The 24,684-nt window shown below is 70.2% G+C and carries 23 protein-coding genes, 1 pseudogene and 1 riboswitch; of the genes and pseudogenes, 17 read left to right on the forward strand and 7 right to left on the reverse strand.

Translation table 11 applies throughout. From position 1 onward, the window contains the following. The 5 genes from VFS34_12210 to gluQRS all read left to right on the forward strand — a co-directional run. Positions 1–802 (forward strand): hypothetical protein (locus VFS34_12210; GenBank protein ID HET9795214.1); only part of this gene is annotated, 802 nt, incomplete at its 5' end. Next, positions 799–1,455 carry a rhodanese-like domain-containing protein gene (locus VFS34_12215; protein HET9795215.1) on the forward strand — a complete coding sequence of 219 codons (657 nt, stop codon included), beginning with the start codon at positions 799–801 and terminating at the stop codon, positions 1,453–1,455. The genes VFS34_12210 and VFS34_12215, both read left to right, overlap by 4 nt. After that, complete coding sequence (locus VFS34_12220) at positions 1,452–2,738, forward strand: MauE/DoxX family redox-associated membrane protein (GenBank protein HET9795216.1); 1,287 nt, start codon at positions 1,452–1,454, stop codon at positions 2,736–2,738. The genes VFS34_12215 and VFS34_12220 overlap by 4 nt, the downstream gene beginning before the upstream one ends. 41 nt (positions 2,739–2,779) lie before the next feature. Continuing rightward, on the forward strand, positions 2,780–3,112 hold the full coding sequence (locus VFS34_12225; protein HET9795217.1) for a cytochrome c: 333 nt from the start codon (positions 2,780–2,782) through the stop codon (positions 3,110–3,112). Continuing rightward, on the forward strand, positions 3,109–4,017 hold the full coding sequence (gene gluQRS / locus VFS34_12230; protein ID HET9795218.1) for a tRNA glutamyl-Q(34) synthetase GluQRS: 909 nt from the start codon (positions 3,109–3,111) through the stop codon (positions 4,015–4,017). The genes VFS34_12225 and gluQRS overlap by 4 nt, the downstream gene beginning before the upstream one ends. On the opposite strand, the gene VFS34_12235 is transcribed toward gluQRS, so the two are convergent. The 3 genes from VFS34_12235 to VFS34_12245 are packed head-to-tail and all read right to left on the reverse strand — an operon-like array spanning position 3,987 to position 5,517. Further along, a complete protein-coding gene (locus VFS34_12235; GenBank protein HET9795219.1) occupies positions 3,987–4,262 on the reverse strand; it encodes a hypothetical protein in 276 nt (91 codons plus the stop codon). The genes gluQRS and VFS34_12235 overlap by 31 nt on opposite strands. After that, entirely contained in the window at positions 4,259–4,999 is a 741-nt protein-coding gene (locus tag VFS34_12240; protein HET9795220.1) for a hypothetical protein, read from the reverse strand. Before VFS34_12240 ends, VFS34_12235 begins: the two co-directional genes overlap by 4 nt. A 5-nt stretch (positions 5,000–5,004) precedes the next feature. Then, positions 5,005–5,517: a Fur family transcriptional regulator gene (locus VFS34_12245; GenBank protein ID HET9795221.1), complete on the reverse strand. Its 513-nt coding sequence runs from the start codon at positions 5,515–5,517 to the stop codon at positions 5,005–5,007. A gap of 102 nt (positions 5,518–5,619) precedes the next feature. On the opposite strand from VFS34_12245, the gene VFS34_12250 reads away from it, so the two are divergent. The 5 genes and pseudogenes from VFS34_12250 to VFS34_12270 all read left to right on the forward strand — a co-directional run bounded on the left by VFS34_12250 (position 5,620) and on the right by VFS34_12270 (position 10,325). After that, entirely contained in the window at positions 5,620–6,861 is a 1,242-nt protein-coding gene (locus tag VFS34_12250) for a Fe-S-containing protein (GenBank protein HET9795222.1), read from the forward strand. Positions 6,862–6,867: 6 nt separating this feature from the next. Beyond that, the gene (locus VFS34_12255) at positions 6,868–8,145 is read left to right on the forward strand and encodes an FtsX-like permease family protein (protein ID HET9795223.1); all 1,278 of its coding nucleotides are present in this window, start codon (positions 6,868–6,870) and stop codon (positions 8,143–8,145) included. Between the two features lies 1 nt (position 8,146). Further along, on the forward strand, positions 8,147–9,238 hold the full coding sequence (locus tag VFS34_12260) for an ABC transporter permease (GenBank protein ID HET9795224.1): 1,092 nt from the start codon (positions 8,147–8,149) through the stop codon (positions 9,236–9,238). A gap of 19 nt (positions 9,239–9,257) precedes the next feature. Then, positions 9,258–9,905 (forward strand): annotated as a pseudogene (locus VFS34_12265) (ABC transporter ATP-binding protein). Positions 9,906–9,995: 90 nt separating this feature from the next. Beyond that, complete coding sequence (locus VFS34_12270; GenBank protein ID HET9795225.1) at positions 9,996–10,325, forward strand: iron dependent repressor, metal binding and dimerization domain protein; 330 nt, start codon at positions 9,996–9,998, stop codon at positions 10,323–10,325. 103 nt (positions 10,326–10,428) lie between these two features. On the opposite strand, the gene tyrS is transcribed toward VFS34_12270, so the two are convergent. After that, positions 10,429–11,676 (reverse strand): tyrosine--tRNA ligase, encoded by a 1,248-nt coding sequence (gene tyrS / locus VFS34_12275; protein ID HET9795226.1) that lies wholly within the window; start codon positions 11,674–11,676, stop codon positions 10,429–10,431. A 73-nt stretch (positions 11,677–11,749) separates the two neighbouring features. On the opposite strand from tyrS, the gene VFS34_12280 reads away from it, so the two are divergent. Then, the gene (locus VFS34_12280) at positions 11,750–12,943 is read left to right on the forward strand and encodes a PilT/PilU family type 4a pilus ATPase (GenBank protein HET9795227.1); all 1,194 of its coding nucleotides are present in this window, start codon (positions 11,750–11,752) and stop codon (positions 12,941–12,943) included. A gap of 290 nt (positions 12,944–13,233) precedes the next feature. On the opposite strand, the gene VFS34_12285 is transcribed toward VFS34_12280, so the two are convergent. The 3 genes from VFS34_12285 to VFS34_12295 form a co-directional block, all read right to left on the reverse strand. Beyond that, positions 13,234–14,163 carry a carboxypeptidase regulatory-like domain-containing protein gene (locus VFS34_12285; GenBank protein ID HET9795228.1) on the reverse strand — a complete coding sequence of 310 codons (930 nt, stop codon included), beginning with the start codon at positions 14,161–14,163 and terminating at the stop codon, positions 13,234–13,236. A gap of 79 nt (positions 14,164–14,242) precedes the next feature. After that, positions 14,243–17,944, reverse strand: a complete 3,702-nt coding sequence (metH, locus tag VFS34_12290; protein ID HET9795229.1) for a methionine synthase — start codon at positions 17,942–17,944, stop codon at positions 14,243–14,245. Further along, positions 17,941–19,818, reverse strand: a complete 1,878-nt coding sequence (locus VFS34_12295) for a bifunctional homocysteine S-methyltransferase/methylenetetrahydrofolate reductase (GenBank protein HET9795230.1) — start codon at positions 19,816–19,818, stop codon at positions 17,941–17,943. Before VFS34_12295 ends, metH begins: the two co-directional genes overlap by 4 nt. 56 nt (positions 19,819–19,874) lie before the next feature. Then, positions 19,875–19,990: riboswitch (SAM riboswitch) on the reverse strand. 243 nt (positions 19,991–20,233) lie between these two features. Here VFS34_12295 and VFS34_12300 point away from each other — a divergent pair. From VFS34_12300 to VFS34_12325, 6 genes are all read left to right on the forward strand, one after another. Continuing rightward, a complete protein-coding gene (locus VFS34_12300) occupies positions 20,234–20,878 on the forward strand; it encodes a UdgX family uracil-DNA binding protein (GenBank protein HET9795231.1) in 645 nt (214 codons plus the stop codon). A 43-nt stretch (positions 20,879–20,921) separates the two neighbouring features. After that, positions 20,922–22,175: an amidohydrolase family protein gene (locus tag VFS34_12305; protein HET9795232.1), complete on the forward strand. Its 1,254-nt coding sequence runs from the start codon at positions 20,922–20,924 to the stop codon at positions 22,173–22,175. 151 nt (positions 22,176–22,326) lie between these two features. Beyond that, positions 22,327–22,902: a c-type cytochrome gene (locus VFS34_12310; protein ID HET9795233.1), complete on the forward strand. Its 576-nt coding sequence runs from the start codon at positions 22,327–22,329 to the stop codon at positions 22,900–22,902. A 59-nt stretch (positions 22,903–22,961) separates the two neighbouring features. Next, entirely contained in the window at positions 22,962–23,879 is a 918-nt protein-coding gene (locus VFS34_12315; protein ID HET9795234.1) for a pyridoxal-phosphate dependent enzyme, read from the forward strand. A 4-nt stretch (positions 23,880–23,883) separates the two neighbouring features. Next, positions 23,884–24,093 carry a hypothetical protein gene (locus VFS34_12320; GenBank protein ID HET9795235.1) on the forward strand — a complete coding sequence of 70 codons (210 nt, stop codon included), beginning with the start codon at positions 23,884–23,886 and terminating at the stop codon, positions 24,091–24,093. A 128-nt stretch (positions 24,094–24,221) separates the two neighbouring features. Further along, positions 24,222–24,684 (forward strand): hypothetical protein (locus tag VFS34_12325; GenBank protein ID HET9795236.1); only part of this gene is annotated, 463 nt, incomplete at its 3' end.

Genomic DNA, 24,684 nt, shown 5'->3' on the forward strand with positions numbered 1-24,684 from the left:
CGACCAGGACCGGCTCTACGCCGGCCGCGACCGAGTGTCGCATCCGGTTCCCCCCGGGGAAGGGGAGCTCGAGCATCGCACCGTCAACCGCATCACGACGCTCCTCGCCAACTACTCGGCGACACCCGATCTCTATCTCTCGCTCTCGGTTCCGTACGTCTCGCGCTACCACGAGCATTTCGACGGCGGCGATTTCGAGCGATTCCGCCTGGACGGCCTCGGCGACATCGCGCTTTCCGGGCGCTATCGGTTCCTCCCGGACCTTTCCGCGAGCCTCGCGGTGAAGCTTCCGACGGGCAACCGCTCTTCGGCCAACGACGAAGGGGTCGAGGCGGAACCGACGATCGCGCCGGGAACGGGATCGACCGACCTGTCCGCGAGCCTCGTGTGGCAGCGGACCGCCAACGTCCCCTCCCTCACGTGGGGACCGCTCGGGAACACGGGGGCGATGCCCTATTTCGTCGGGATCACGGGGCGGCGCAACGGCGTGGGAACGCGGAGCTACCGGGTCGGCGACGAGCTCCAGATCAACGCGGGCGCGAATTATCCGGTCTCCCAGGCGTTCCAGGCGCTCCTTCAGGTGAACGCCCGCTTCAAGGGCAAGGACGATGTCGGTGAGACCGACGCCGTGCGCGACGACACGGGCGGAAGCTTCGTCTATCTTTCCCCGGGTGCGCGCCTCGCCCTCTCGCCGAAAACCGCCTTGTACGGCTACGTCCAGATCCCGATTTACCAGAGAATCAACGGCGTGAACATCGCGTCGACGTACAACCTCTTCACCGGACTCCAGGTTCGGCTGTGAGGAAAGAGCTCGGCTTCCTTCGCGAGACGGCGCTGATCGTGGCGCTCGCCTTTCTCTGCTCGGTCGTTTCGAACGGATTCGCGCGCCGCGAGCGCCGGCTGGCGTGGCTCGGGAAGCCTCCCTCCGCCGTCCCGGTCACGGCGCCTCCGTCGCTGCAGCCCATCCCCGCCGCGCCGGCGGAGAAGGCTCCGCCGCCGCCCGCGCCCTCCCCGGCGCACGCCTCTCCCGCGCCTCCCTCCCGGCCCGCCTCGGCCGCTCCCGCGCCGAAGGGGGAGATCGCGGAGTTCGCCCCGCATCCCGACCGGCCCTTCGTCGAAGTCACCGCGGAACAGGCGAAAGCCCTCTTCGACCGGGGCGCGCTCTTCCTCGACGCGCGGCGGACCGCCGCCTACCGGGAAGGGCACATCCGCGGCGCGCGCTCGATCTCGGTCTGGGAGTCGGACGCCGACGACAAGGTGAAGGCGCTCCTCGACGAGGGCCGCGACACGAAGGCGCCGATCGTGGCGTACTGCAGCGGCGGCGACTGCGAAGATTCCCACCAGCTCGCGCAGAAACTCTGGGGCGTGACCTTCGACAACGTGTACGTCTACCGCGACGGTTTCCCCGACTGGCAGAAGCGCGGCTGGCCGATCTCCGGCGGGGAGGAGAAGTGACGCGCCGGCCGCCCTTCCGGCGTCTCGCCGTCCTCGCCGGCCGGATCCTCCTCGGAGCCGTCTTCATCGTCGCCGCCGGCCCCAAGATCGCCGATCCGCCGGGCTTTGCCCACATGATCGCGAACTACCGGCTCTTCCCGTCCCCGCTCGTCCACCCGGCCGCCCTCGTCCTCCCCTGGATCGAGATGCTGTCCGGACTCTTCCTCGTCGCGGGCCTCTTCTGGAGGACGGCGGCGAAGCTCGTCGGCGCGATGCTCGTCGTGTTCATTCTCGCGATCGGAACGAACCTCGCCCGCGACCGCGCCGTCCAGTGCGGCTGCTTCGACGTTCATGCGGCGGAGAAGACCCACGCGGAGCTCCTCTCCGAAATGCGATGGGTTCTCGCGCGCGACGCGGCGCTCCTGATGGTCGTCGTCCTCATTCTGCGGGAACGCGGCGGGCGCCGGTCCCGAAGCGCCGCCGCCCTCGCCACCCTTCTCCTCCTGGCCGGCTGCCGGAACACGCCGAGCGCGCCGCCGTCTTCGGCGGAGCTCCCGGCTCACGCGTTGCGGGGAGTCGTCGTCTCGATCGACCCGGCTCGCCGGGAAGTGACCGTCCGCCACGGGGAGATTCCGGGGTACATGCCGGCGATGACGATGCCCTATGCGGCGGATCCCTCCGTCCGGCTCGATCTCCTCGAGCCCGGAGACGAGATCACCGCCCGGATCCTGGGCCCGGCGGCCGCGCCGAAGCTCGACGAGATCTCCGTCGTCGCCCGGAAGGGATCGCCGGGCGAGGCGGCGACGATCGACCCTTCGAAGATCGTACCGGCCGGTGCCCGGTTCCCCGATTTCCGGCTCGTCGACCAGGACGGGAGGGCCCTCACCCTCGGGCGCTTCCGCGGTGCGCCCGTCGTCGTTTCGTTCGTCTACACCCGCTGTCCGCTTCCGTGGGCGTGTCCGGCGACGATCGGGAAGCTCGCGCGCGTCGGCGCGCTCTCCCCCGCGCCGCGCTTCCTGCTCGTGACCGTCGATCCGGCCAACGACACGCCCGAGGTCCTCCGCGACTACTCCCGCCAGGTCGACATGAGGAGCGGCCGCTGGACCTTCGCGACCGGGGACCCGGCGGAGATCGCGGCCGTCGCGCAGCACGCCGGCGCGCTCTTCGAGCGCGACGGAACCTCCATCACCCACTCTCTCCTCGTCCTGACGATCGGCCCGGACGGCGCCGTCCTCGGGCGGCACGAAGGGCGGGACTGGAAACCTGAAGACGTGATCGGAGACCTCGCGAAGCTGAGAAAATGATCCTGCGCCGCCGGGATGCCGCGCACTTTCGAGGAGGTTCGATGCCCGTTCGCCCCGCCCCCGCCCTGTTTTTCGCAATCGCCGCCGCCGGCGCGCTCGCCTTCGCCGCCGACAAGGGCGGATCGCCGTCGCCGCTCTTTCTCCAGAAGTGCATCAAGTGCCACGGCGAGGACGGCCGGGCGCAGACCGAGAAGGGGAAGAAGCTCAAGGCGCAGGACTTCACCGATCCCGACTTCCAGCAGCACAAGAGCGACGAGCAGCTCGCCGAGGCGATCACCAACGGCACCGAAAAGGACATGCCGGCCTTCGGGAAGGTGCTCTCCCCCGAGGAGATCGAGTCGCTCGTGCGAGTCGTCCGGAGCTTCCGGCGATAGAACGCGGCCGCTTCGCCCCGACGCCGTCCGGACCGCTCCATTTCGGGTCGATGATGACGGCGCTCGCCTCCTGGCTCTTCGCGAAGAGCGCCGGAGGCGAATGGCTCGTCCGGATCGAGGATCTCGACGCGCCGCGGGCGATCGAAGGGTGCGCCGAGGACCAGCTCGCGGCGCTCGCCGCCTTCGGCCTGCGCCCGGACGGCGAGGTCGTTCGTCAGTCGCGCCGGGAGGCTCTCTACGACGCGCTCTTCGGGCGCCTGGCCGCCGACGGCCGCGTCTATCCGTGCCGCTGCTCGCGGCGCGAGGTGCGGACGGCGGCCTCGGCGCCCCACGGCGCGGAGCCGCGATATCCCGGAACGTGCCGGAACGCGGCGGTCGCTCCCTCCGAGGCTCGGTCGTGGAGATTCCGGGTCGACGACGGAACGGTCGAGTTCGCCGACGCCGTGTTCGGGGCGGTCCGGCAGGACGTCGCGGCGGAAGTCGGCGATTTCGTCGTCCGCCGCGAAGGCCCGGTAGCCGCTTACGCGTACCAGTTCGCCGTCGTCGCCGACGATGGCGATCAGAGGATCACGCAGGTCGTCCGGGGCGCCGATCTCCTCGACTCGACCGCGCGCCAGATCCTCCTCGGACGCGCGCTCGGATTCCGGGAGCCGCGATGGGCTCACGTGCCGATCCTCGTCTCCGCCCAGGGGGGCGAGAAGCTCTCCAAGCGGGCCGGCTCGCGCGCGCTCGCCGACGCGGTCGCCCGGGGCGACGTCGATGCGATTCGCGGCTCGCTGCTGCGGACGCTCGGCCAGCGGCCCGGACTCGACGAAGCCCGCCGGACGTTCGATCCCGCCGCCATCCCCCGCCGGCGGGAGATCCCGCTTCGTCCCTATTTCGGAGAGGAAGCGGCGAGCACGTAGGCGAGGATCTGCTTCTCCTCCTCGGGGGTGAGCTTCGCCTTCTCCGCCATCTTTTCCATCAGCGCCGGCCATTTCTCCGGCCCGACCCGGCCGGGAGGGTAGAGGCGGTGGCAGGCATGGCACTTCCCCGCGTAGAGCGCGCGGCCGGGTTCGGTCTCCGGAGTCGCCGGGGGGAGAGCGGAAGCCCACGCCGCGGCAGCCGCCAGCGCCGCCGCGGCCGCGAACGCGGGGCGAAGACGCCTCAAAAGTAGAACCCCAGGATCGCGCGCGCGCCGACGTCGCCGTCCCGCGAGGTCAATCCGAAATACGGGCCGACGGCGGCCCACGCCTTCTCTCCCTGGTACGAGACGACCGGACCGACCTTTCCGTTGGATTCCGAGAACGAACCGTGGCCTTCGACGCCGAGATTGACGCGCGGCGAGAGCTCGTACGACGCGCCCGCGGCCCATTCCCTCTTCCACGCCAAATGGCGGCCCGTCTCGTCGTCCACCGGCTTCGAGAAGATCAGGTTTCCGGCGACGTTCAGGGGGCCGAAATCGTGCGCGAGGATGAGCTTGAGCTCGGGTTCGCCCCAGCCGTGCACCTGGAACGGCTGCTCGTATTCGGCGTAGAGCTCGACGTCGACCGGCCATTTTCCGGGCTCACCCAGCCGGTACTTCGTCTCGATCTTCGACGCGTCCCAGTCGAGGGAAGCGTCCCCTTCCTTCGCGAGGATCGTGTAGAGCGAGATGTCGAGGCGGTCCGTCAGGCCGAACTCCCCCTCGATCTGGAGCTCGCCGTCCACCTGCTTCGGGACCGAGTCGTCGTCCTGCCGGGTGATCCACGTCTCCAGCTCGGCCGCCCCCTTCGGCAGCGTCGCGTACTGGTAGGTGAAGAGATAGAACTTCCGATCCGCGCGGGCGGGGGCGGCGGACGCGAGGAGCAGGGCCGCGGCGGCGGCGGGGAGAAACCGCGGGCGGAGGCGCATTCGTCGTCCTCTCATTGATCCTAAGACTCAGTCTCAACGAGCGGACGCGCCGCGCCGGCGGTCTTCCGCGCGCTTTCCAGTTCCGGGTCCGCCGCCCTGCTCTTGCGGCAGTCGCGGCAGAAGCCGCGGATGTGATGACTGTGCGTGACCGCGCGAAATCCGGCCCGGGCGCAGACGCGATCCTGGAGCTCCTCGATCTTCGGCTCGTAGAACTCGATGATCCGGCCGCATCCGAGGCAGATCAGGTGGTCGTGGTGCTCGCCCGCGTGCAGCCGCTCGTACAGGAACCCTTCGTCCCCCACCCGGACCCGCCCCACGACTCCCGCGGCGATGAGCAGCTCCAGCCCCCGGTAGATCGTCGCCCGGGAGATCTTCCGGCCCCGCTGTTTCATCCGGAAGAGGAGCTCGTCGGCCTCGAAGTGCTCGTGGCGCTTGAAGATCTCGTCGAACAGGAGCCGCCGCTCCGGGGTGAACTTCAGCCCGTGGCGCCGGAGGTACGCCTCGAAGAGGGCCGCTTCCCGCCGGTTCGGCATGCGGTCAGACCCGCCGGAAAAACGATGCAGTTGACATTGCGACTCAGTCTCAGTCGTGATACTGTCCTCCCGCGCGCCGTTTGTCAAGAGGAGCTCGCGCCCATGCTCGAAAGCTTCGTCATCGTCCTCCGGGAAGGGATCGAGGCCGCCCTCGTCGTGGCGATCGTCGTCGGCGCGCTCCGGAAGTCGGGACGCGAGGACCTGTACGGCCGGGTCGCCCAGGGGATCGCGCTCGCCGTCGCCGCGTCGATCGCCGGGGGGATCGTCCTCCGCGGCTTCGCCCTCGACGCGGACCTCTTCGAGGGATTCCTGATGCTCGTCGCGGCGATCTTCGTCGCGACGATGATGGTCTGGATCCACCGGACGTCGCATCGCCTGCGCGAGCACGTCGGCACCCGGGTGGCGTCGGCGCTCGGACGCGGGGGCGCGTCGGTCTTCTGGCTGACGTTCCTCCTCGTCGCGCGGGAAGGGATCGAGGGCGTGCTGTTCCTTTCGGCGGCGTCGCTCAACACGGACACCCTCGCGGCCGTGACCGGCGGCGCGGCCGGTCTCGCGGTCGCGGTCGCTTTCGGGGTCGCGTTCGCCCGGGGCAGTCTCCGGATCGACCTCAAGCGATTCTTCGCGATCACGAACTTCGTCCTCGGTCTCCTCCTCGTGCAGCTCTTCGTGGGAGGACTCCACGAGCTCGCCGAGGGAGGATTCATCCGCGTCGGGCCGACCGAGATGGCGGTGATCGGCCCGGTCGTCAAGAACAACCTCCTCTTCGTCCTGGCCGTCCTCCTCGTGCCGTTCTTCGCGATCGCGACGGCGCGCCGCGGGGCCCTCCCGACCGGCGAGGGTCCGGACGCGCGGCTCGCGCGCGCGAAGGAGATGCGCGAGAAGCGCGGCCTCCGGATCGCGGCGGCGCTCTCCGCGGTGATCCTCGCCGTGCTCTCCGTCAGCTTCGTGCGCGCCGAAGCGGGAAGGCGGCTGACGCCGTCCACTCCGGTCTCCGCCGCCGGCGGAGAGCTGCGGATTCCCCTGGCGGCGGTTTCCGACGGCCGCCTCCACCGCTTCGTGACGGTCGTCTCGGGGCGGGCGACGCGGTTCCTGCTGATCCGCTCCGGCACGGAGATCCGATCGGCCTACGACGCGTGCCAGATCTGCGGAACCGACGGATACAACCAGGTCGGATCCAACGTCGTCTGCCTCCACTGCGACGCGAACATCAACATCCCCACGATCGGGAGAGCGGGCGGCTGCAACCCGATTCCGCTCCCCTCCCGCGTCGCCGGCGACGCGGTCGTGATCCGCGAGGCCGACCTCGCGGCCGAGTCGGGCCAGTTTCCGGCCGTCGGGCGCTGACCCGAGATGTTCTTCCGGATCCTCGCGAATTCGTTCCGCCGGAGCCGCCGCCGGAAGACGGTCGCCTTCGTCGCGCTGGCGATCGCCTCGGCGATCTGGACTCTCGTCCTCGCGATCGGCTCCGGAATGGGAGACCGCACGCGGCGGGACCTCACCGCCTACGGCGCGAACATCGTCGTGCTGCCGGAGACCGCGAAAGCCGCGCCGTCGATCCTCGGCGCGCCTCTTCCGGCTCCTCCCGCTCCCCAGGCGCTTCCCGAGGCAGCGCTCGACGCGTTCCCCGATCTCTTCTGGAAGAACAACATCACCGCGATTTCCCCGGTGCTGGAATTCTCCGTGGACGCCGGGGGAAAGCCGATGGCCGCTGAAGGAGTCGATTTCCGCCGCGAGCGGCGGACGCCGAAGGGAGAACCGCTCTCGACGGGAGTCCTCGGCGCGCATCCGGCGTGGAAAATCGCGCAGGGCCGGTGGCCGCGGGACGGCGCCGACGAAGCTGCCGCGGGCATCCGCGCGGCCGAGAGCCGCGGCTGGTCGTCCGGCGCCGCGATCCGCGTCTCCGGCCCGGGCGGCCCGCGCACGGTCACGCTGACCGGCATCTTCCGCTCGGGCGAGCGGGAGGACGGAACGCTCCTCCTGCCGCTCGCCCTCGCGCAGCAGGTCGCCGGAACGCCGGGCCGCATCGGCCGGATCGACGTGACCGCGATGACGACGCCGGAGTCGAAACTCGAGGCGGCGCTCCACCGCGACCCGAAGAAGCTCTCGCCCGTCGAGTACGACCGTTGGTACTGCACCCCCTACGCGTCGTCGATCGCCTCCCAGATCGGCGAAGCGATTCCCGGCGCCCGCGCCGCGCCGCTCCGGCGCGTGACCGCCGACGAGGAGCGGTCGGCGTCGATCGCCGAGGCGCTCCTCTTCTTCGCGGCGGCGGCGGCGCTCCTCGCCGCGCTGCTCGCGGTGTTCTCGACGCTCTTCGATTCCGTGACCGAGCGCGCTCCCGAAATCGGCCTCTGGAAGGCGCTCGGGGCCGAACCGGAAAAGATCGCGGCCGTCTTTCTCGCGGAGGCGGCGGCCAACGGCCTGCTCGGCGGAGCGGCCGGCGCGCTCGTCGGATTCCTCGCGGCTCCCGCGCTCGCCCGCGCGGTGTTCGGGTTCGCCGTTCCCCGGACCCCCCTCCTCGCGGCCGTCGCCGTCGCCGCGGCCGTGCTCGTCTCGGTCGCGGCGTCGCTCGCGCCCGTCCGGCGCGCGATCCGGCTCGAGCCGATCGCCGCGCTGCGGGAGGGATGAGATGAGCTTCGCGGCCCGGCAGCTCCTCCGCTCGTTCCAGCGTCGCCTTCCCCGCTATTTCCCCGCGATCCTCGCCATCGCGATCGCGGCGGCGGCGATCGGCGCGCTCGGCTCCCTCGCCTCGGACGTCGCCCGCAAGATGACGCGCGAGTTCCGCCTTCGCGGCCCGAACGCCGTGGCGCGAAGCCGTGACGGGCGCCCGCTTTCGGGGGACGCGGCGCGGCGCATCGCATCGGCCGCCGACGTGGAGCGCGCGCTCCCGATCCGCGTCTCCGATCTCGCGGCCGGCTCGCGGCGCGTGACCGCGATCGCCGTCGACTTTTCCCGGGCGCGTCCCTTCTTCGACGCCTGGGACCTGGACGGCGCGCTTCCGTCGTCGCCGGCGGAGGCGGTCGCCGGCGTGCGGCTCTACGACCGGCTCGGCCTCGACCGCTCCCGCGAAGTCGAGGTCGCGCTGCCCGGCGGCGCGCGCCGGGTCCGCATCGTGGGGCGCGTCGCGACCGGCGAAGGAGAGGACGAGGAGCTCATCCTCCCGTGGAGCGACCTGCCGCGCGCGGATTCCGGAGAGGCGGACGCGCTCCTGCTGCGCCTCGCCGGGAGCGGAGCCCGGGTCGCCGCTTCGGCGGCCCGCATCGAGCGCGATTCGGGCGCGCGGGTCGACCCGCTGCTCGCCGTCGCGACGTCGGAAGGACGGGTGGTCGTCCGGCTCCGCGGTCTCCTCACCGCCATGGGCATCGCGATCGCGGGGCTCGCGGCGCTCGGCACGGCGACGACCCTCATGGCCGCCGTCGTCCAGCGCCGCCGCGAGATCGCGCTCGAGAAGTCCCTCGGCGCCGAGGGGCGCCGCCTCTTCGTCCGCTTTCTCGCCGAGGGCGCCGCGCTCGGGGCGATCGGCGGAGCGATCGGCGCCGCCGCCGGGCTCCTGATCGCCGACCGGCTCGAACGGCACCTCTTCGGCGTCCCCCTGACCGTCTCTCCCGCGTGGGCCGTGATCCCATTCCTGATCTCGATCGGGATCGCCGCCGCGGCGGGGCTCCCGTCCGTGCGGCGCGCGCTCTCGATCGAAGCGATCACCGCCCTGAGGAACGAATAGAAAAATGAGCGATGAACGAATGACCGACATTCTCGCTTTCGAAAACGTCACGCGCGCCTATCCGCGCGGGCCGCTCGCGCTCGACGACGTCAGCGTGGCGATCGCCGCCGGGGAGTTCGTCGCGGTCGTCGGCCCGTCGGGGTCCGGAAAGTCGACGCTCCTCCACCTCGCCGCCGGGCTCGACCGCCCCGACAAGGGGAGCGTCGTCGTCGACGGAGTCGACACCACCGCGATCTCGGAACGGGAGCGGATCCGCCTGCGGCGCGAGAAGATCGGCCTGGTCTTCCAGTCCTTCTACACCGTTCCGTATCTGACGGCCGTCGAGAACGTCATGCTCGCCCAGGACCTCCATTCGCTGGTCGACGAGAAGGAGGCGCGCCAGGTGCTCGCGCGCGTCGGCCTCGCCGCGCGCTCGGACGCCCTGCCCTCCCAGCTCTCCGGCGGCGAGCTCCAGCGCGTCTGCATCGCGCGGGCGCTCGTCAACCGCCCGAAGCTGCTGCTGGCCGACGAGCCGACGGGGAATCTCGACGAAGAGAACGAGAACATCGTCCTCGAGCTCTTCCAGGAGCTCCACCACGCCGGCCAGACCATCGTGATGGTCACCCACGACCTGACGGTCTCGAAGCTCGCCGACCGGCGGCTCACGCTCGAGCACGGCCGGATCGTCGGCTCGTTCCTCACGCCCGCCGAAGCGGAGGAGGCGATGGACGAAGCGCTCGAGCGGATCTGGATCCTCCGCGAGCGCGGCGACCGCAGCATGTCCCGGCTGGTCTCCGGGCCGCACGGCGCGCCGCCGACGCTGCTCAAGCGGATCGCCGACCGCGGCCTCATCGCTTTCACGGGCGAATCCGTCGAGTTGACCGAAACCGGCTACGAGCGCGCCCGCAACCTCATCCGCCGGCAGCGGCTCGCCGAGATGCTCTTCACCCACACGCTCGCCCTCGACGCGAAGGTGACGGAACGCGAGGCGTGCCGCTTCGAGCACATCCTGTCGCTCGAAGTGACGGACTCGATCTGCGCGTTCCTGAAGCATCCGAGGGCGTGCCCGCACGGAGCGGAGATCCCGAAAGGGGAATGTTGCGCCTGAGGAGGGGTGCGGCCATGCATCGCGCCATACGGGCGCGCCGCGCCTCGGCGCGGACCCCGCCGCCCCCTTCGGGAGCGTCCGGGGACCCCGGGAATATCGTGTATTATTCCGTCCGGCGGAAGATGACCTTCGCGAACCGGCGCTTGCCGACGCGGAGCCGCACTTCGCTTCCCGCCGTTCGCGGAATCGCCCGCTTCGGATCCGACGCACGGACGTCGTCGACGTCGACCGCGCCGGACGCGATGAGCCGCCGCGCTTCCGCGTTCGACGGCGCGAGCCCGGCTTCCGCGATGAGCTTCGGCAGCGGGTCCGCCGCGTCCGAGGCCGGCAGGACGATCTCCTCGTAGCGCGCCGGTTCTTCCCTCTTCGAGAAGACCCGGACGAACTCCTCCTCCGCCGCGCGTCCCGCTTCTTCGCCGCCGTGGAACCGGCCGACGATCCGGCGCGCGAGCTCCTTCTTCGCGTCCATCGGGTGCATCGACCGTTTCTTCTCCTCGATTTCCCCCGGGAGGTCGTCGGTCAGGAGCAGGTAATAGCTCCACATCGTCTCGTCGGAGATCGACATGAGCTTGCCGTACATGTCGCCGGGAGGTTCGTTCACGCCGATCGCGTTGCCGAGCGACTTGGACATCTTCTCGACGCCGTCGGTTCCGACGAGGAGAGGCACGGTCATGACGACCTGCGGCTCCATCCCCTCTTCCCGCATGAGGTCCCGCCCGAGGAGCAGGTTGAAGAGCTGGTCGGTCCCGCCGAGCTCGACGTCGGCCTGGAGCGCCACGGAGTCGTAGCCCTGCGAGAGCGGGTACATCAATTCGTGGAGCGCGATCGGCTGGTGCGCGTTCCACCGCCTCTGGAAATCGTCGCGCTCGAGCACCCGCGCGACGGTGATCCGCGACGCGAGACGGACGAAGCCGTCCGCGCCGAGCGGCGGCCGGTTCTCCTTTCCGCCGCCCAGGAACCACTCGGAGTTGTAGCGGATCTCGGTCTTGTCCTTATCCAGCACCTTGAAGCACTGCTCCGCGTACGTCGTGGCGTTCTTCTCGATCTCGGCGCGCGTGAGCTGCGGGCGGGTGCTCTTCTTTCCGCTCGGGTCGCCGATCAGGCCCGTGAAGTCCCCGATCAGGAAGATGACCCGGTGGCCGGCGTTCTGGAAGTGCCGCATCTTGTGGAGGAGCACCGTATGGCCGAGATGGATGTCGGGCGCCGAGGGATCGAAGCCGACCTTGACGACGAGCGGCCGATGTTCGGCGCGTGACCGGGCGAGCTTCCGCTTGAGGTCCCCCTCGTCGATGACGTGCGAGCACCCCTTGACGAGGACGTCGTAGTCGTCTGCCTGGCGCTGAGACTGCATTCAAAGCATTATTTCCCAAGACTTAACGAATGGGAACTCCGCGTCCGGCGCGATTCGTGCGTAATATTCCGGGATGGACGATTCGGACGACATCAACCGGCTGATCGCCGAGCTCAACGCCGGCGCTCCTCCGCGAACGGCCGACGCCGGCGACGAACCGGGGGAAATCGACCCCGTGGACGTGCCGGAGATCGCCGCCATGCCGACGATCGACACCCGGCTCGACGGCTGGCTCGCGCAACTCGTCGCGCGCAAGGGAAGCGACCTTCTCCTCGTCGCGGACGCGCCTCCGGCCGTCCGCCGGGACGCGGACTTCCAGTTCCTCGACGCCGAGAAACTGACGGGTCCCGAGATCGAGCGCGCCGTGCTCCCCGCGATTTCGGCCGCCGCCCGCCGGATCTACCGCGAGCGATCCAACGCCGACGCGTCGCTCCGGCGCGGCGGCCAGAGGTTCCGGTTGAACCTCCACCGGGAGCGGGGGCGCGCCGCCGCGGCGATCCGGGCGCTTCCCGCCGAGCCGCCGTCGTTTGCGGCGCTCGGACTTCCGGAGGAGGTCGCGCGCCTCGCCCGGCTCCCGCGCGGGCTCGTCCTCGTGACGGGACCGACCGGATCGGGAAAGACGACGACGCTCGCCGCGCTCGTCGCCGAAATCAACCGGTCGAGCGCGCGGCACGTCGTGACGATCGAGGACCCCATCGAGTACGAGCACGCCCACCGCACGTCGGTGATCGAGCAGGTGGAGATCGGCGTCGACGCCCCGGACTTCGCCTCCGCGCTCCGCGCGGCGCTGCGGCAGGCGCCGGACGTGATCGTGATCGGGGAGATGCGCGACTCGGAGACGATGGCGATCGCGCTCGCCGCCGCGGAGACGGGGCATCTCGTGCTCTCGACCCTCCACAGCTCCGACACCGCGGGCGCGGTGGCTCGCCTCGCGGATTCCTTCCCTCCCGAGCGGCAGGCGACGGTCCGGCAGGAGATCGCCATGGCGGTCGCGGCCATCCTGTCGCAGCACCTGCTTCCGCGCGCGGACGGAAAAGGGCGGATCGTCGCGATCGAGCTCCTGCTCGCGACCGACGGCGCGCGCCAGCACATCCGGAAGAACGCGCTGCACCATCTCCACCAGGAGATCGCGATCGCCCGCAAGTTCGGCGCCGTCTCGCTCGAACAGTCGCTGGCGAAACTCGCGAAGGCGGGTCTGGTCGAGCCCGCCGACGCGCGCGCCCGCGCGCCGCAACCCGACGAGTTCGATTCGTTCATGAGGGGTTAGGGAGAGCTGGCGCGGCGATACATCGGACCGGACGGGCGCGTGAGTCCTACTCAGCGCGGGGTACCTGAATCAAACCTCCATGGCTTCTGATACTCCAGCGTGACACGCTACACGCTCCGGGGCCCATCGCATCGCGGAAAGGGTTCGCCGAAGTAACCGAGGCGAAAGCTCCGCGATGCGGGAGCGGGAGCGTCGGCGAAGGGGGTGGCGGCGGCGCGGTCGAGTCGCTCGTTCGACGAGCCGCGCCCGCCGTCACGCGCTCCGGTTCCCCGAGCCCGCTCCCGCGACGGTCACTTCGCCGGCAGCGCCTCCAGCATCTTCTTGGCGTTGTCCGCCTGGTCGCCCTGCGGCGCGAGCTCGAGATACTTCTGGAAGTCGCGGCGACTCGCTCCGTAGCTCTTCTGGTTGTACTCCGACATCGCCATCCAGAAATAGGCATTGGCCATGTCGGCCTTCAGCTGCACGGCCTTCGCGAACGACGCGGTCGCGGCCGCGTAGTCGCCCGCCGTGTACGACTCCACTCCCGCGTTGTAGTTGACTTCGGGGTTGTCGGCGTTGGCCTCGACGAACCTCTTCTTGTAGTCGACCGCGGCGGCGGTGTCGCCGGTCTTCTGGGCCGAGTCCATCAGGATTCCATAGAGGTCCTTGTCCTTCGCGTCGAGCTCGAGGAGCTTGCGCCCCGCCGCGAGCGCCTTCGCGTAGTCCTTGCGCTCGTACGCGAGCTGCGAGATGACCTTCCACGCCGGAGCGAGGTCGGGCTTGGCGGCGACCGCCTCGTCGAACTTCTTCTCCGCTCCCGCCTTGTCGCCCTTCTGGAGCGTCTCGACCCCGTCGTTGTACGCGGCGATTCCGGGATCGACCTTCGGCGGAGGCGGCGGAACGGTGCCCGGGAAGGGCGGATGCATCGTGATCGAAAGGTTCCCGTTGGCCGACGGAGCTTCCGTCTGGCTCGGCGAGAATCCGTCGTGCTCGACGCGGATTCCGTACTCCCACTTCGCGTTCGGCACCGACGCCGCGAACCGGCCCCCCTCGTCGGTCGTCTGTTCGCTCGTGAAGTCCTTCTGCTTCGGGGTCGTGATCGTGACCTTCGCGCCGGGAACGGGAGTTCCGTTCTCGTCGACGATGACCCCCCCGATCTTCCCTTCCGCGGCGAAAAGCGGAGCGCAGAACAGGGCAACCGCCGCCGCCAGCAGACCGGCGCGTGACCGCACGACCTTCATGAGACCCTCCTCGTTGGCGCGGATTCTAACGAAACTCCGCGCAAAAGCGGAAAGAATTCCGGGCAATGCAAAAACCGGGTCAGGCCGGGAGGGCGGGAGCCGGCGGCCGGGCGCCGGCCGGAAGGGCGGGGGCGAGGAACCGTTCGATCTCCCGGAGCGGCAAACCCTTTCGGGCGGCGTAGTCCTCCGCCTGGTCGTTTCCGATGGGTCCCACGGCGAAATAACGGGCGCGCGAGTGGGAAAAGTAGAACCCGGCGATCGAGCTCCCCGGGAACATCGCGAACGTCTCCGTCAGGCGGACGCCCGTCCGCGCCTCGGCTTCGAGGAGCCGGAAGATCACCTCTTTTTCCGAGTGATCGGGACACGCCGGATAACCGGGCGCCGGCCGGATTCCACGGTACCGCTCCTTGAGGAGATCCTCGGGGGCGAGCTCTTCGTCCCGGCCGAAACCCCAGTCGCGGCGCGCCTGGCGATGGAGCCATTCCGCTCCGGCCTCGACGAGCCGGTCCCCCAGCGTCTTCACGAGGATCGCCGAGTAGTCGTCGTGGGCGGCTTCGTGCTCCCGCGCGACGGCGTCGACCTCGGGGCCCGCCGTGACGACGAACATCCCGAGAGAATCAGCCAGGCCGAGCGCTTCCGGCGCCACGAAATCGGCGAGCGACTGCTGCGGCTCCCCTTCGGGGCGTTCCGCCTGCTGCCGGAGCGTGTGGAAAAAGCCGGCCGTCCGGTCGCGGCGGGCCGGATCGAAGAGAACGATGTCGTCGCCGCGCGCCGCCGCCGGGAAGAATCCGTAGGCGGCCCGGACGCGCACCCTGCCCGCGAGACTCTCGAGCGTCCGCCGGGCATCGGCGAGGAGCTCCTGCGCGCGTTCCCCGGCCGCCGGATCGTCGAGGATCTGCGGGTAGCGGCCCCTCATTCCCCAGGCGTGGAAGAACGGGGCCCAGTCGATGAGGGGAAGGATCTCCGGCCACGGAAGCGGATCGACCGTCCGCACGCCGAGGAATCCGGGAACCGCCGGAGCCTCGCGGGCCCAGTCGACCGCGGTCTGGCGCCGCCGGGCTTCGGCGATCGGCAGGAGGACGCGCTCCGCGCGCGAGCGGTGGGCCGACCGGGTCTCCTCCTGGCGTTCCCGGTTCCGGCGCGCGAAGGCGCCGTCCGGCGCGAGGAGTCCCGCGACGGCGGCAACGGCCCGCGACGCGTCCGGGACATGCGCGACCGGCGACGAATATTCGGGCGCGATGCGGATCGCGGTGTGAAGCGGACTGGTCGTCGCGCCGCCGATCAGCAGCGGAATGGAGAACCCCTCGCGCTCGAGCGTCCGCGCCACGTGGACCATCTCGTCGAGCGACGGCGTGATCAGCCCGGAGAGCCCGATCACGTCGGCCTTCCGTTCGCGGGCGGCCCGGAGGATGCGGTCGGCCGGGACCATCACGCCGAGATCGATCACCTCGTAGTTGTTGCAGGAGAGCACGACGCCGACGATGTTCTTGCCGATGTCGTGGACGTCCCCCTTGACGGTCGCGAGCAGGACGGTTCCCGCGTGGGACCGTTCCCCTGCGGTCTTCTCGGCCTCGAGATAGGGAAGGAGCACGGCGACGGCGCGCTTCATCACGCGGGCGCTCTTGACGACCTGCGGGAGGAACATCTTTCCGCTGCCGAAGAGGTCTCCGACGACGTTCATTCCCGCCATCAGCGGCCCCTCGATCACGTCGAGAGGGCGGCCCAGTTTCCGGCGCGCTTCCTCCACGTCCTCCTCGACGTGGTCGACGATCCCCCGGACGAGCGCGTGGGCGAGCCGCGCCTCGACGGGCTGGACCCGCCAGTCCTCGGCGGCCGCGGCCTCCCTCTCCGTGCCGCGCACGGACTGGGCGAACGCCAGGAGCCGCTCCGTCGCGTCCGGGCGGCGGTCGAGGAGGACGTCCTCGACGCGTTCGCGGAGCTCCGGGTCGATCTCCTCGTAGACCGCGAGCTGTCCCGCGTTGACGATTCCCATGTCCATCCCGGCGCGGATCGCGTGGTACAGGAACGCGGAATGCATCGCCTCCCGCACCGCGCGATTGCCGCGGAACGAGAAGGAGACGTTGCTCACCCCGCCGCTCACCTTGCAGCCGGGGAGCTCCTCCTTGATGCGCCGCACCGCCTCGAAGAAGCTCACGGCGTAGCGGTTGTGCTCCTCGATCCCGGTCGCGACGGTGAGGACGTTGGGATCGAAGATGACGTCTTCGGCCGCGAAGCCGAGGCCGGCGAGGATTCCCCACGCCCGCCGGCAGATCGAGACGCGGCGCTCCGTCGTCGTCGCCTGCCCCTCCTCGTCGAACGCCATCACCACGACCGCCGCTCCGTAGCGCCGGACGAGGCGGGCCTGCCGCCGGAATTCCTCCTCCCCTTCCTTGAGAGAAATCGAATTGACGACGCCCTTTCCCTGCAGGCACTGGAGCCCGGCCTCGAGCACGCGCCACTTCGAGCTGTCGACCATGATCGGGAGGCGGGCGATGTCGGGCTCGGCCGCGACGAGATTCAGGAAGTCGCGCATCGCGCGTTCGGAGTCGAGCATCCCCTCGTCCATGTTGACGTCGAGGACGTTGGCGCCGCCCTCGACCTGCTGGCGCGCGACCGAGAGCGCGCCCTCGAGGTCCCCTTCGAGCACGAGGCGGGCGAACTTCGGCGATCCCGTGACGTTCGTGCGCTCGCCGACGACGATGAAGTTCGAGTCGGGGCGGATCGTCAGAGGCTCGAGCCCGGAGAGGCGGGTGTAGCGCGGGGGCGACGGCGGAACGCGCGGGCGGAAGCGCCGCACGGCCTCCGAGATCGCCCGGATGTGCTCCGGCGTCGTTCCGCAGCATCCTCCGGCGACGTTGATCCACCCCCGCTCCGCGAAGCGCGAGAGATCGGCCGCCATTTTCTCCGGCGTCTCGTCGAAGCCGCCGAATGCGTTCGGAAGGCCCGCGTTCGGGTACGCGCTCACGAAGACGGGAGCGATCGCGGCGAGCTCCTCGAGATACGGCTCCATCTCCCGGGCGCCGAGCGCGCAGTTCAAGCCCACCGAGACCGGGTTCGCGTGGGAGACCGAGTTCCAGAACGCCTCGATCAGCTGCCCGGAGAGCGTCCGGCCGCTCCGGTCGGTGATCGTCCCCGAGATCATCACGGGAACGCGCACGCCGCGGCGCTCGAAGATCGTCTCGATCGCGAACAGCGCCGCTTTCGCGACGAGCGTGTCGAAGATGGTCTCCACGAGGAGCAGGTCGACCCCCCCGTCGAGCAGCGCCTCCGCCTGCTCCGCGTAGGCCCCGACGAAATCGCTCCACGACCGCTCGCGGTAGCCGGGGCGCTGCACGTCGGTCGCCAGCGACAGCGTCCGGTTCGTCGGCCCCATCGCGCCCGCGACGAACGCCGGACGGCCGGGGTGGGCGGACGCGAACGCGCGCGCGGCCTTTCGCGCGATCTCCGCGGCGGCCCGGTTGATCTCGGCGACGTGCGCCTCCATCCGGTAGTCGGACATCGAAATCGCGTTCGCGTTGAAGGTGTTCGTCTCGATGACGTCGGCCCCCGCCTCGAGATACGCGAGGTGGATCTCCTCGATGATCTCGGGCCGCGTGATCGAGAGGAGATCGTTGTTTCCCTGGAGATCGACGGGATGTCCACGGAACCGCTCGCCCCGGTAACCCGCCTCTTCCAGCCGATGCGCCTGGATCATCGTCCCCATCGCGCCGTCGATGACGACGATGCGCTCCTCCAGGAGCGCGCGGAACGCGTCGCCCGGCCCCTCGTCGCGGACGCTCACGGGACGCTCTCGGACCGCCGTGCCGCCGCCGGAACCGCGTCGAGGATCGCCTCCACGGAGGCGTATTTCTGCATCGGCATGACGTGCATGCCGGGCGCGATCGCCGCGATCGCCGCGGCGAGCTCGCGCGCGATCGCGAGCCCCTCCTCCGCTTCGAAGTCGGGGCCGCGCTCCGCCGCCCTCCGCATCCGCGCGATCGTCGCCTCGGGCACGACCATCCCGGGAACTTCGTTGGCGAAATAGAGCGTCTGCTTCAGGGTCTTCAGCGGCAGGATCCCCACGAGCACGGGAACCGCGCGCGCGTCGGGGCGCGCGAAGAAGGCGTCGAGCGCGGCGGGATCGAAGACGGGCTGGGTCTGCGCGAAGGTCGCGCCCGCTTCGATCTTCGCGCGAAGCTTCGAGAACTCGACGTCGAGATCGCGCGCCGCGGGGTTGGCGGCGCACCCGATCGCGAACGCGGTCGGCGCTCCGATGGGGTTCCCGACGAGGTCCGCGCCGGCGTTCAGGATTTTCGCGATGCGCAGGAGGCCGAGCGTGTCGACCTCCGAGACCTGATGCCCGTTCGGGTAGTCCCCGATCTTCAGCGGGTCTCCCCCCAGGCAGAGGAGCGCCTTCAGCCCCAGCGCGGATGCGCCGAGAAGGTCGGACTGGATTCCGAGGACGTTCCGGTCGCGGGTCGTGAACTGGACGATCGCGTCGAGTCCGGTCTCCCTCTGGACGAGTCCCGCGACGGCGACCGACGACATCCGCAGGCGCGCCATCGGATTGTCGGTGACGTTCACCGCGTCGACGCCGAGCCGCCGGAGGAGGCGGGCCGCCTCGATCGCGGAACGGCAGTCGGCGCCGCGCGGCGGCTCGACCTCGACGGTGACGGTGAACGCTCCTTCGGCCGCGAGCTTCCTCTTGAAGTGCGAGGTTTCGATCGCTTGCCCGCCGACGTCGTGAGGAAAGACGTCGCGGACCGTCTCGACGGCGGCCGGCGCGAGCGGACGCCGGGAGGCACCCGCGAGCGCCCGCGCCATCGCGCGAATGTGCTCCGGGGTCGTGCCGCAGCAGCCTCCGACGATCGCGGCGCCGTGATCGACGAACTCGAGCGCGTATTCGCGGAAATAGTCGGGCGACGCGTTGTAGACGTTGCGCCCGCGGATGAGCGTCGGATAGCCGGCGTTGGGCATCACCGAGAGCGGCGCGCCGACCTGGGCGGCGACGTTTTCGAAGACTCCCAGCGTCTCCTGCGGGCCGAGGGTGCAGTTGATTCCCGCGGCGTCGGCTCCCGCCGCCACGAGCGTGCGGAGCGCGTCCCCCGCGCGCTCGCCGAACGCGGTACGGCCGTCGGCGAAGAAGGTCATCTGCGCGACGATCGGGATCTCCGCCGAGAGCCCCCGCGCCGCGCGCACCGCTTCCGCGGCCTCGAGCAGGTTGCTGAACGATTCGAGGAGGACGAGGTCGACCCCTTCTTCCAGGAGCAGGCGGATCTGCTCCTCGAAGATCTCCCGGACCTGCGACAGGGCGAGGGATCCGTACGGCTTGACCATCGCGCCGAGAGGGCCGACCGAACCGGCGACGAAGATGTGCTCGCCGGCGGCCGCTTTCTTCGCGAGCGCCACCGAGGTCCGGTTGATCTTCTCGAGCGAGTCGGACCAGTCGTGCTCGCGAAGCTTCACCCGGTTGGCGTCCCACGTGTTCGTCGTGAGGATCCGCACGCCCGCCTCGACGTAGTCGTCGTGGATCTCGCTCACCGCGTCGGGAGCGGAGAGCGACAGCGAGGAGCGCGCGGTCGACGGCTCCGCGCCTCGCGTGACGAGGAGAGTCCCCATCGCGCCGTCGGCGAGGAGAATTTCGTTCTGGAGCGCCTCGCGAAAAGTTCCGGCCATGAAAAAAGCCCCTTCACGACGACGATGAGGGGCGGAATCCGGAAACGATCGCGAGCCTCTCATCTTCCCCCCTTCGGGGGGTGGGATTTGGCACCTGACGCCTTCCGCGCGATACGGAATCCGGTTGCCGCGGCTTCACGGGGCCCATTCCCTCCACCGCTCGGGATGAAATCAAAGAACCGGCACGATCGTACGGAGCCCGGCGGGGGGTGTCAAGCCGCGCGCTCCGCTCCGCGCCGCGCCCCTCGCCTCGGTCCGGGCGAAGTGGTTGAAGCTTCATGAATTCGGGATCGGCGCCGACCCTCGCCGCGGTGGGAAGGGATCGTGCTTCTCGTCGGCGAGGACGATCCCGACGACGAGGAGTTCGACGGCACGGCCCCGCGCCGAGCGACGCACTGGCAGCCCGATTGCTCCGATTGCGGACGTGCCCGTCCCCGCCGGGACCGCCGCGCCTCTCGTCCCTCCGCGGCCGACGCTCGCGACGCTGCGCGGTGCGGCCGCGAAGTGTCGCGCCTGCGATCTCTGGAAACGGGGCACGCAGACCGTCTTCGGGGAGGGCGCCCGGGGAGCCCGGGTGCTCTTCGTCGGAGAGCAGCCCGGCGACCGGGAGGACCTCGCCGGCCGCCCCTTCGTCGGGCCTTCCGGCAGGCTCCTCGACGACGCGATGGAGGAGGCGGGAATCGATCGGCGGAGCGCCTATGTCACGAACGCGGTGAAACACTTCAAGTGGGAGCCGCGCGGAAAACGCCGGATCCACAAGAAGCCGAACGCGAGAGAGATCGCCGCGTGCAAGCCATGGCTCGCCGCCGAGCTCGCGGTCGTCCGTCCGCGGGTCGTGGTCGCGCTCGGAGCGACCGCGGCGCAGGCGCTGCTCGGACCCGCATTCCGCGTCACCCGCGACCGCGGGAAGATCGTCGAATCCGCCGAGTTCGGGCGGGTGATCGCGACCGTCCATCCGTCGTCCATCCTCCGCGCCCCCGACGACTCGGCCCGCCGCGCCGAGCGCCGGCGGTTCGTCGCCGACCTCCGCCGCGTCGCCCGCGCCGCCGCCGAGCATTGAAATCCTCCTCACCGCGGACGAGAATCGGCGCGAGGTGCCGATCATGAAATTCCTCTCCCGCTTCGCCGCGCTCCTGCTGGTCGCGGCAACGGCCGGCGCGCAGGGCGCGGGTCCCGTCCTCGTCCATGCCGGGCACATGATCGACGTGACCGCCGGGCGGATCGTCCCCGACCGCGGGGTTCTCGTCGAAGGAGGGAAGATCCGGGAGGTCGGCTCGTGGAGCGAGATCTCGGCGCGGGCCGGCGGGACTCCCGTCGTCGACCTCTCCCGCCAGACGGTCCTTCCGGGACTGATCGACGTCCACACCCACATCGTCTGGTACTTCAACCGCCAGGGACGGCTCCACACCGAGAAGGACGGAGAAACCCCGGCGCAGGCCGCGCTCGCCGCGGCGGGGAACGCCTGGGCGACGCTCTCGGGGGGCTTCACGACGATCCAGAGCGTGGGCGCGCCGGAGGACAAGGACCTGCGCGACGCGATCGGCCGCGGCGAGCTGCCGGGTCCGAGGATCCTCACCTCTCTCGAGCCGCTCGACGAGTCGACGGGAGACGCGGAGAAGCTCCGCCAGGCCGTCCGCGACCGCAAGGCGCAGGGCGCCGACCTCATCAAGATCTTCGCGTCGAAGAGCATCCGCGACGGCGGAGCGCCGACGCTCTCGCCGGAACAGCTCGACGCCGCCTGCGGCGAGGCGAAGTCGCTCGGCCTGCGCACGCTCGTGCACGCCCACAGCGCCGAGAGCATGCGGCGAGCGACGCTCGCCGGGTGCACGCAGATCGAACACGGGATCTTCGCGACCCGCGAGATCCTGACGCTGATGGCGGAGCGCGGCACGATCTTCGACCCGCAGTGCAGCCTGATCTTCCGCAACTACCTCGAGAACAAGCCGAAATATCTCGGCATCGAGAACTACACGGAGGCGGGCTTCGCGGCGATGGAAAAGGCGGTTCCGCTCGCCGTCGCCACGCTCAAGCTCGCGCTCACCGTGCCGAACCTGAAGATGGCGTACGGCACCGACGCGGTCGCCGGCGCCCACGGAAGGAACGTCGAGGACCTGATCTGCCGCGTCCGAGACGCCGGAGAGTCGCCCATGCACGCGATCGCCACCGCGACGAGGGACTCGGCGGAATCGCTCGGACTCGGCCGCGAGATCGGGACGATCGCGCCCGGCTACCGCGCCGATCTGATCGCGGTCGAGGGCGATCCGTCCGCCGACATCGCCGCGCTCCGGCGCGTCGTCTTCGTCATGAAGGACGGAAACGTCCAACGCGGAATCGCTCCGGAAGAACGCGCGAAATAGGCCGGCTCGAAGCCGCCCGAACCGGGCCCGGGCAAGCGGCCGGACGGCGAATGCGTCAGCCGGCTCGAATCGCGCCGGTCCTGCCGGGCCGATTGCGTGGCCCGGGCCGTCGATGAGAGAATCCCCGCCACTGACTGAGGGAGGAAAAATAATGAAGATCGGGAAACCCTTGTTCCTGGCGGCAGCCGTGGTCGCGGGAACCGCTGCGCTCTTCGCCGCCAAGGCCGCTCCGAAACCCGCGCCGCACGCCGCCTCGGCGGCGGTCCAGCGCGGGAAGTATCTCGTCTCCGTTCTGGCGTGCAACGACTGCCACACGCCGAAGAAGATGGGGCCGAACGGTCCGGAAATCGACATGACGAAAATGCTCATCGGTTACGTCGGAGGAGAGCTCTCGCCGGCGCCCGCATCGGGCCCGTGGATCGCGCACACGACCGACCAATTCACCGCGTGGTCGGGCCCGTGGGGGATCAGCTACGCGAAGAACCTGACGCCCGACGAGAACACGGGCATCGGGAGCTGGTCGGAGGAAACCTTCGTCAAGGCGATCCGGACCGGAAAGCACATGGGGGTGTCGCGGCCGATCCTCCCGCCGATGCCCTGGAACGTGTACGTCAACCTCACCGACGCGGACCTGAAGGCGGTCTACGCGTACCTCCGAACGCTGCCCCCGGTTCACAACCCGCAGCCGGATCCGACGCCCCCGCCCGCCGCGCCGGCCGGAAAGTAGCCGTCGCTTCGCTCTCGACGTCCCTGATCGACGCGGCCGCGGAGGTTCTCCGCGGCCGCATCGTCCGCACCGGCCTCGAAGAGTCGCCCGAGCTCTCCGCCGCCGCGGGCGTTCCCGTCCGGCTGAAGCTCGAGTTCCTGCAGAAGACGGGTTCGTTCAAGATCCGCGGCGCGATCTTCCAGATCTCGCGCCTGTCGGAAACGGACCGGAGGCGGGGCGTCGTGACGTGCTCCGCGGGAAACCACGGAAAAGCGGTCGCCGCGGCGGCGCGCCAGGCGGCGGTGCCCGTGACCGTCTGCGTTCCGCGCTCGGTCGACCGCGCGAAGCTCCGCGGGATTCGCGACGCGGGCGCCGAGGTCCGGATCTCGGAGTTTCCCGGCTACGACGAGACGGAGGACTGGGCCCTCGGAATCGCGGCCGCGGAAGGGAAGAAATTCCTCTCGGCGTTCGACGACGTCGACGTCATGGCCGCCAACGGAGGAACGATCGCCGCGGAGATCGTAGCCGACGCTCCCGACAGCGGCGTCTTCGTCCTGCCGGTCGGAGGCGGAGGTCTCGCCGGCGGCGTTTCCTTCCTCGCGCGCGAGCGGGATCCCCGCGCGGTGATCGTCGCCTGCCAGCACGCCGGGTCCCCGGGGCTCGCGCTCTCGCTCGACCGCGGCGAAGCGGTCACCCGCCTGCCCGCGATCGAAACCTCGGCGGGGGGAATCGAAGGCGGGATCGGACGCATCCCGTTCGGGGTCCTCCGCTCGCGGGTCGATCGCGTCGCGCTCCTTTCCGAGGGAGAGATCGAAGACGCGGTCCGCTGGCTCATCGACCGGCACGGATACCTCGTCGAGCCGTCGGCCGCCGTCGGCGTCGCGGCGATCCTCACCGGGAAGGCGGGGCGCTTTTCTTCCCCGGCGGCCGTCGTTCTCACCGGCCGGAACGTCTCGATCGAAACGGTCGCGAGGATCGTCGCCGCCGCTCGCGCGTGAGACAATGACCTCCGTGGCCGACGAGACCATCCGGACCGCGCTCGCCCCGCTCGAAGAGATCGCGGCCCGCCACGGGATCGACCCGGACGCGCTGCGCGCGGCGGTCGAGAACGGAGAGATCCGCCCCCATCGCCAGCCCGGAGATCCCCGTACGATCCTCGCCGAACGCGACGTCCTCGTCTGGATCGCCGCACGAAAGAACCTCGGCCTCTAGGACGAAACCGCGGCGGTTCCGATGCACCGGGGGCTCCGGGGAGGGCTTCGTTTGACTTCCGCCGAGCGCGTCGCCGACAATTCCCCTGCCACGGAACCCGCGACCATCCGGAGAAGGCGAGCCCGATCATGACCAGAATCGTCGGAGTGTTCTTCGCGGCGACGCTCGTCGCCGGCTCCTTCGCGCGGGTCTCGCACGCGGAGACCTCCGCGCGAGCGCCCGCGGGCTGCCCCGCGTTTCCCGCCGGGGTCGTCGAATACCTGAAGACGCTCCCGGTCGATCCTCACGTGCTCCACGAGCAGCGCCGCCGCGCCCGGCGGGACATGATCGAGGAATCGCTCTACGACGTCTGTCTGCATCGCCAATGGCTCGTCCTGCATGGGATCTCCCCCTCCTCCGCCGCGGAACCGTCCCCGGCCGCGGCGGCGGGAGAGTCCGGATCGCTTCTCGCTCCCATGGCCGCGACCGTCGGCACCAACGTCGCTCCGCCCACCGTTCTCCCGCCGATCGGAAACGGCGGCCTCGCCGACTACCAGGGCGAGACCGCCATTTCGGTCGATCCGAACGATCCTCTCCGGATGGCGGGACACG

The organism is Thermoanaerobaculia bacterium (assembly GCA_035717485.1).
GTDB lineage: Bacteria > Acidobacteriota > Thermoanaerobaculia > UBA5066 > DATFVB01 > DATFVB01.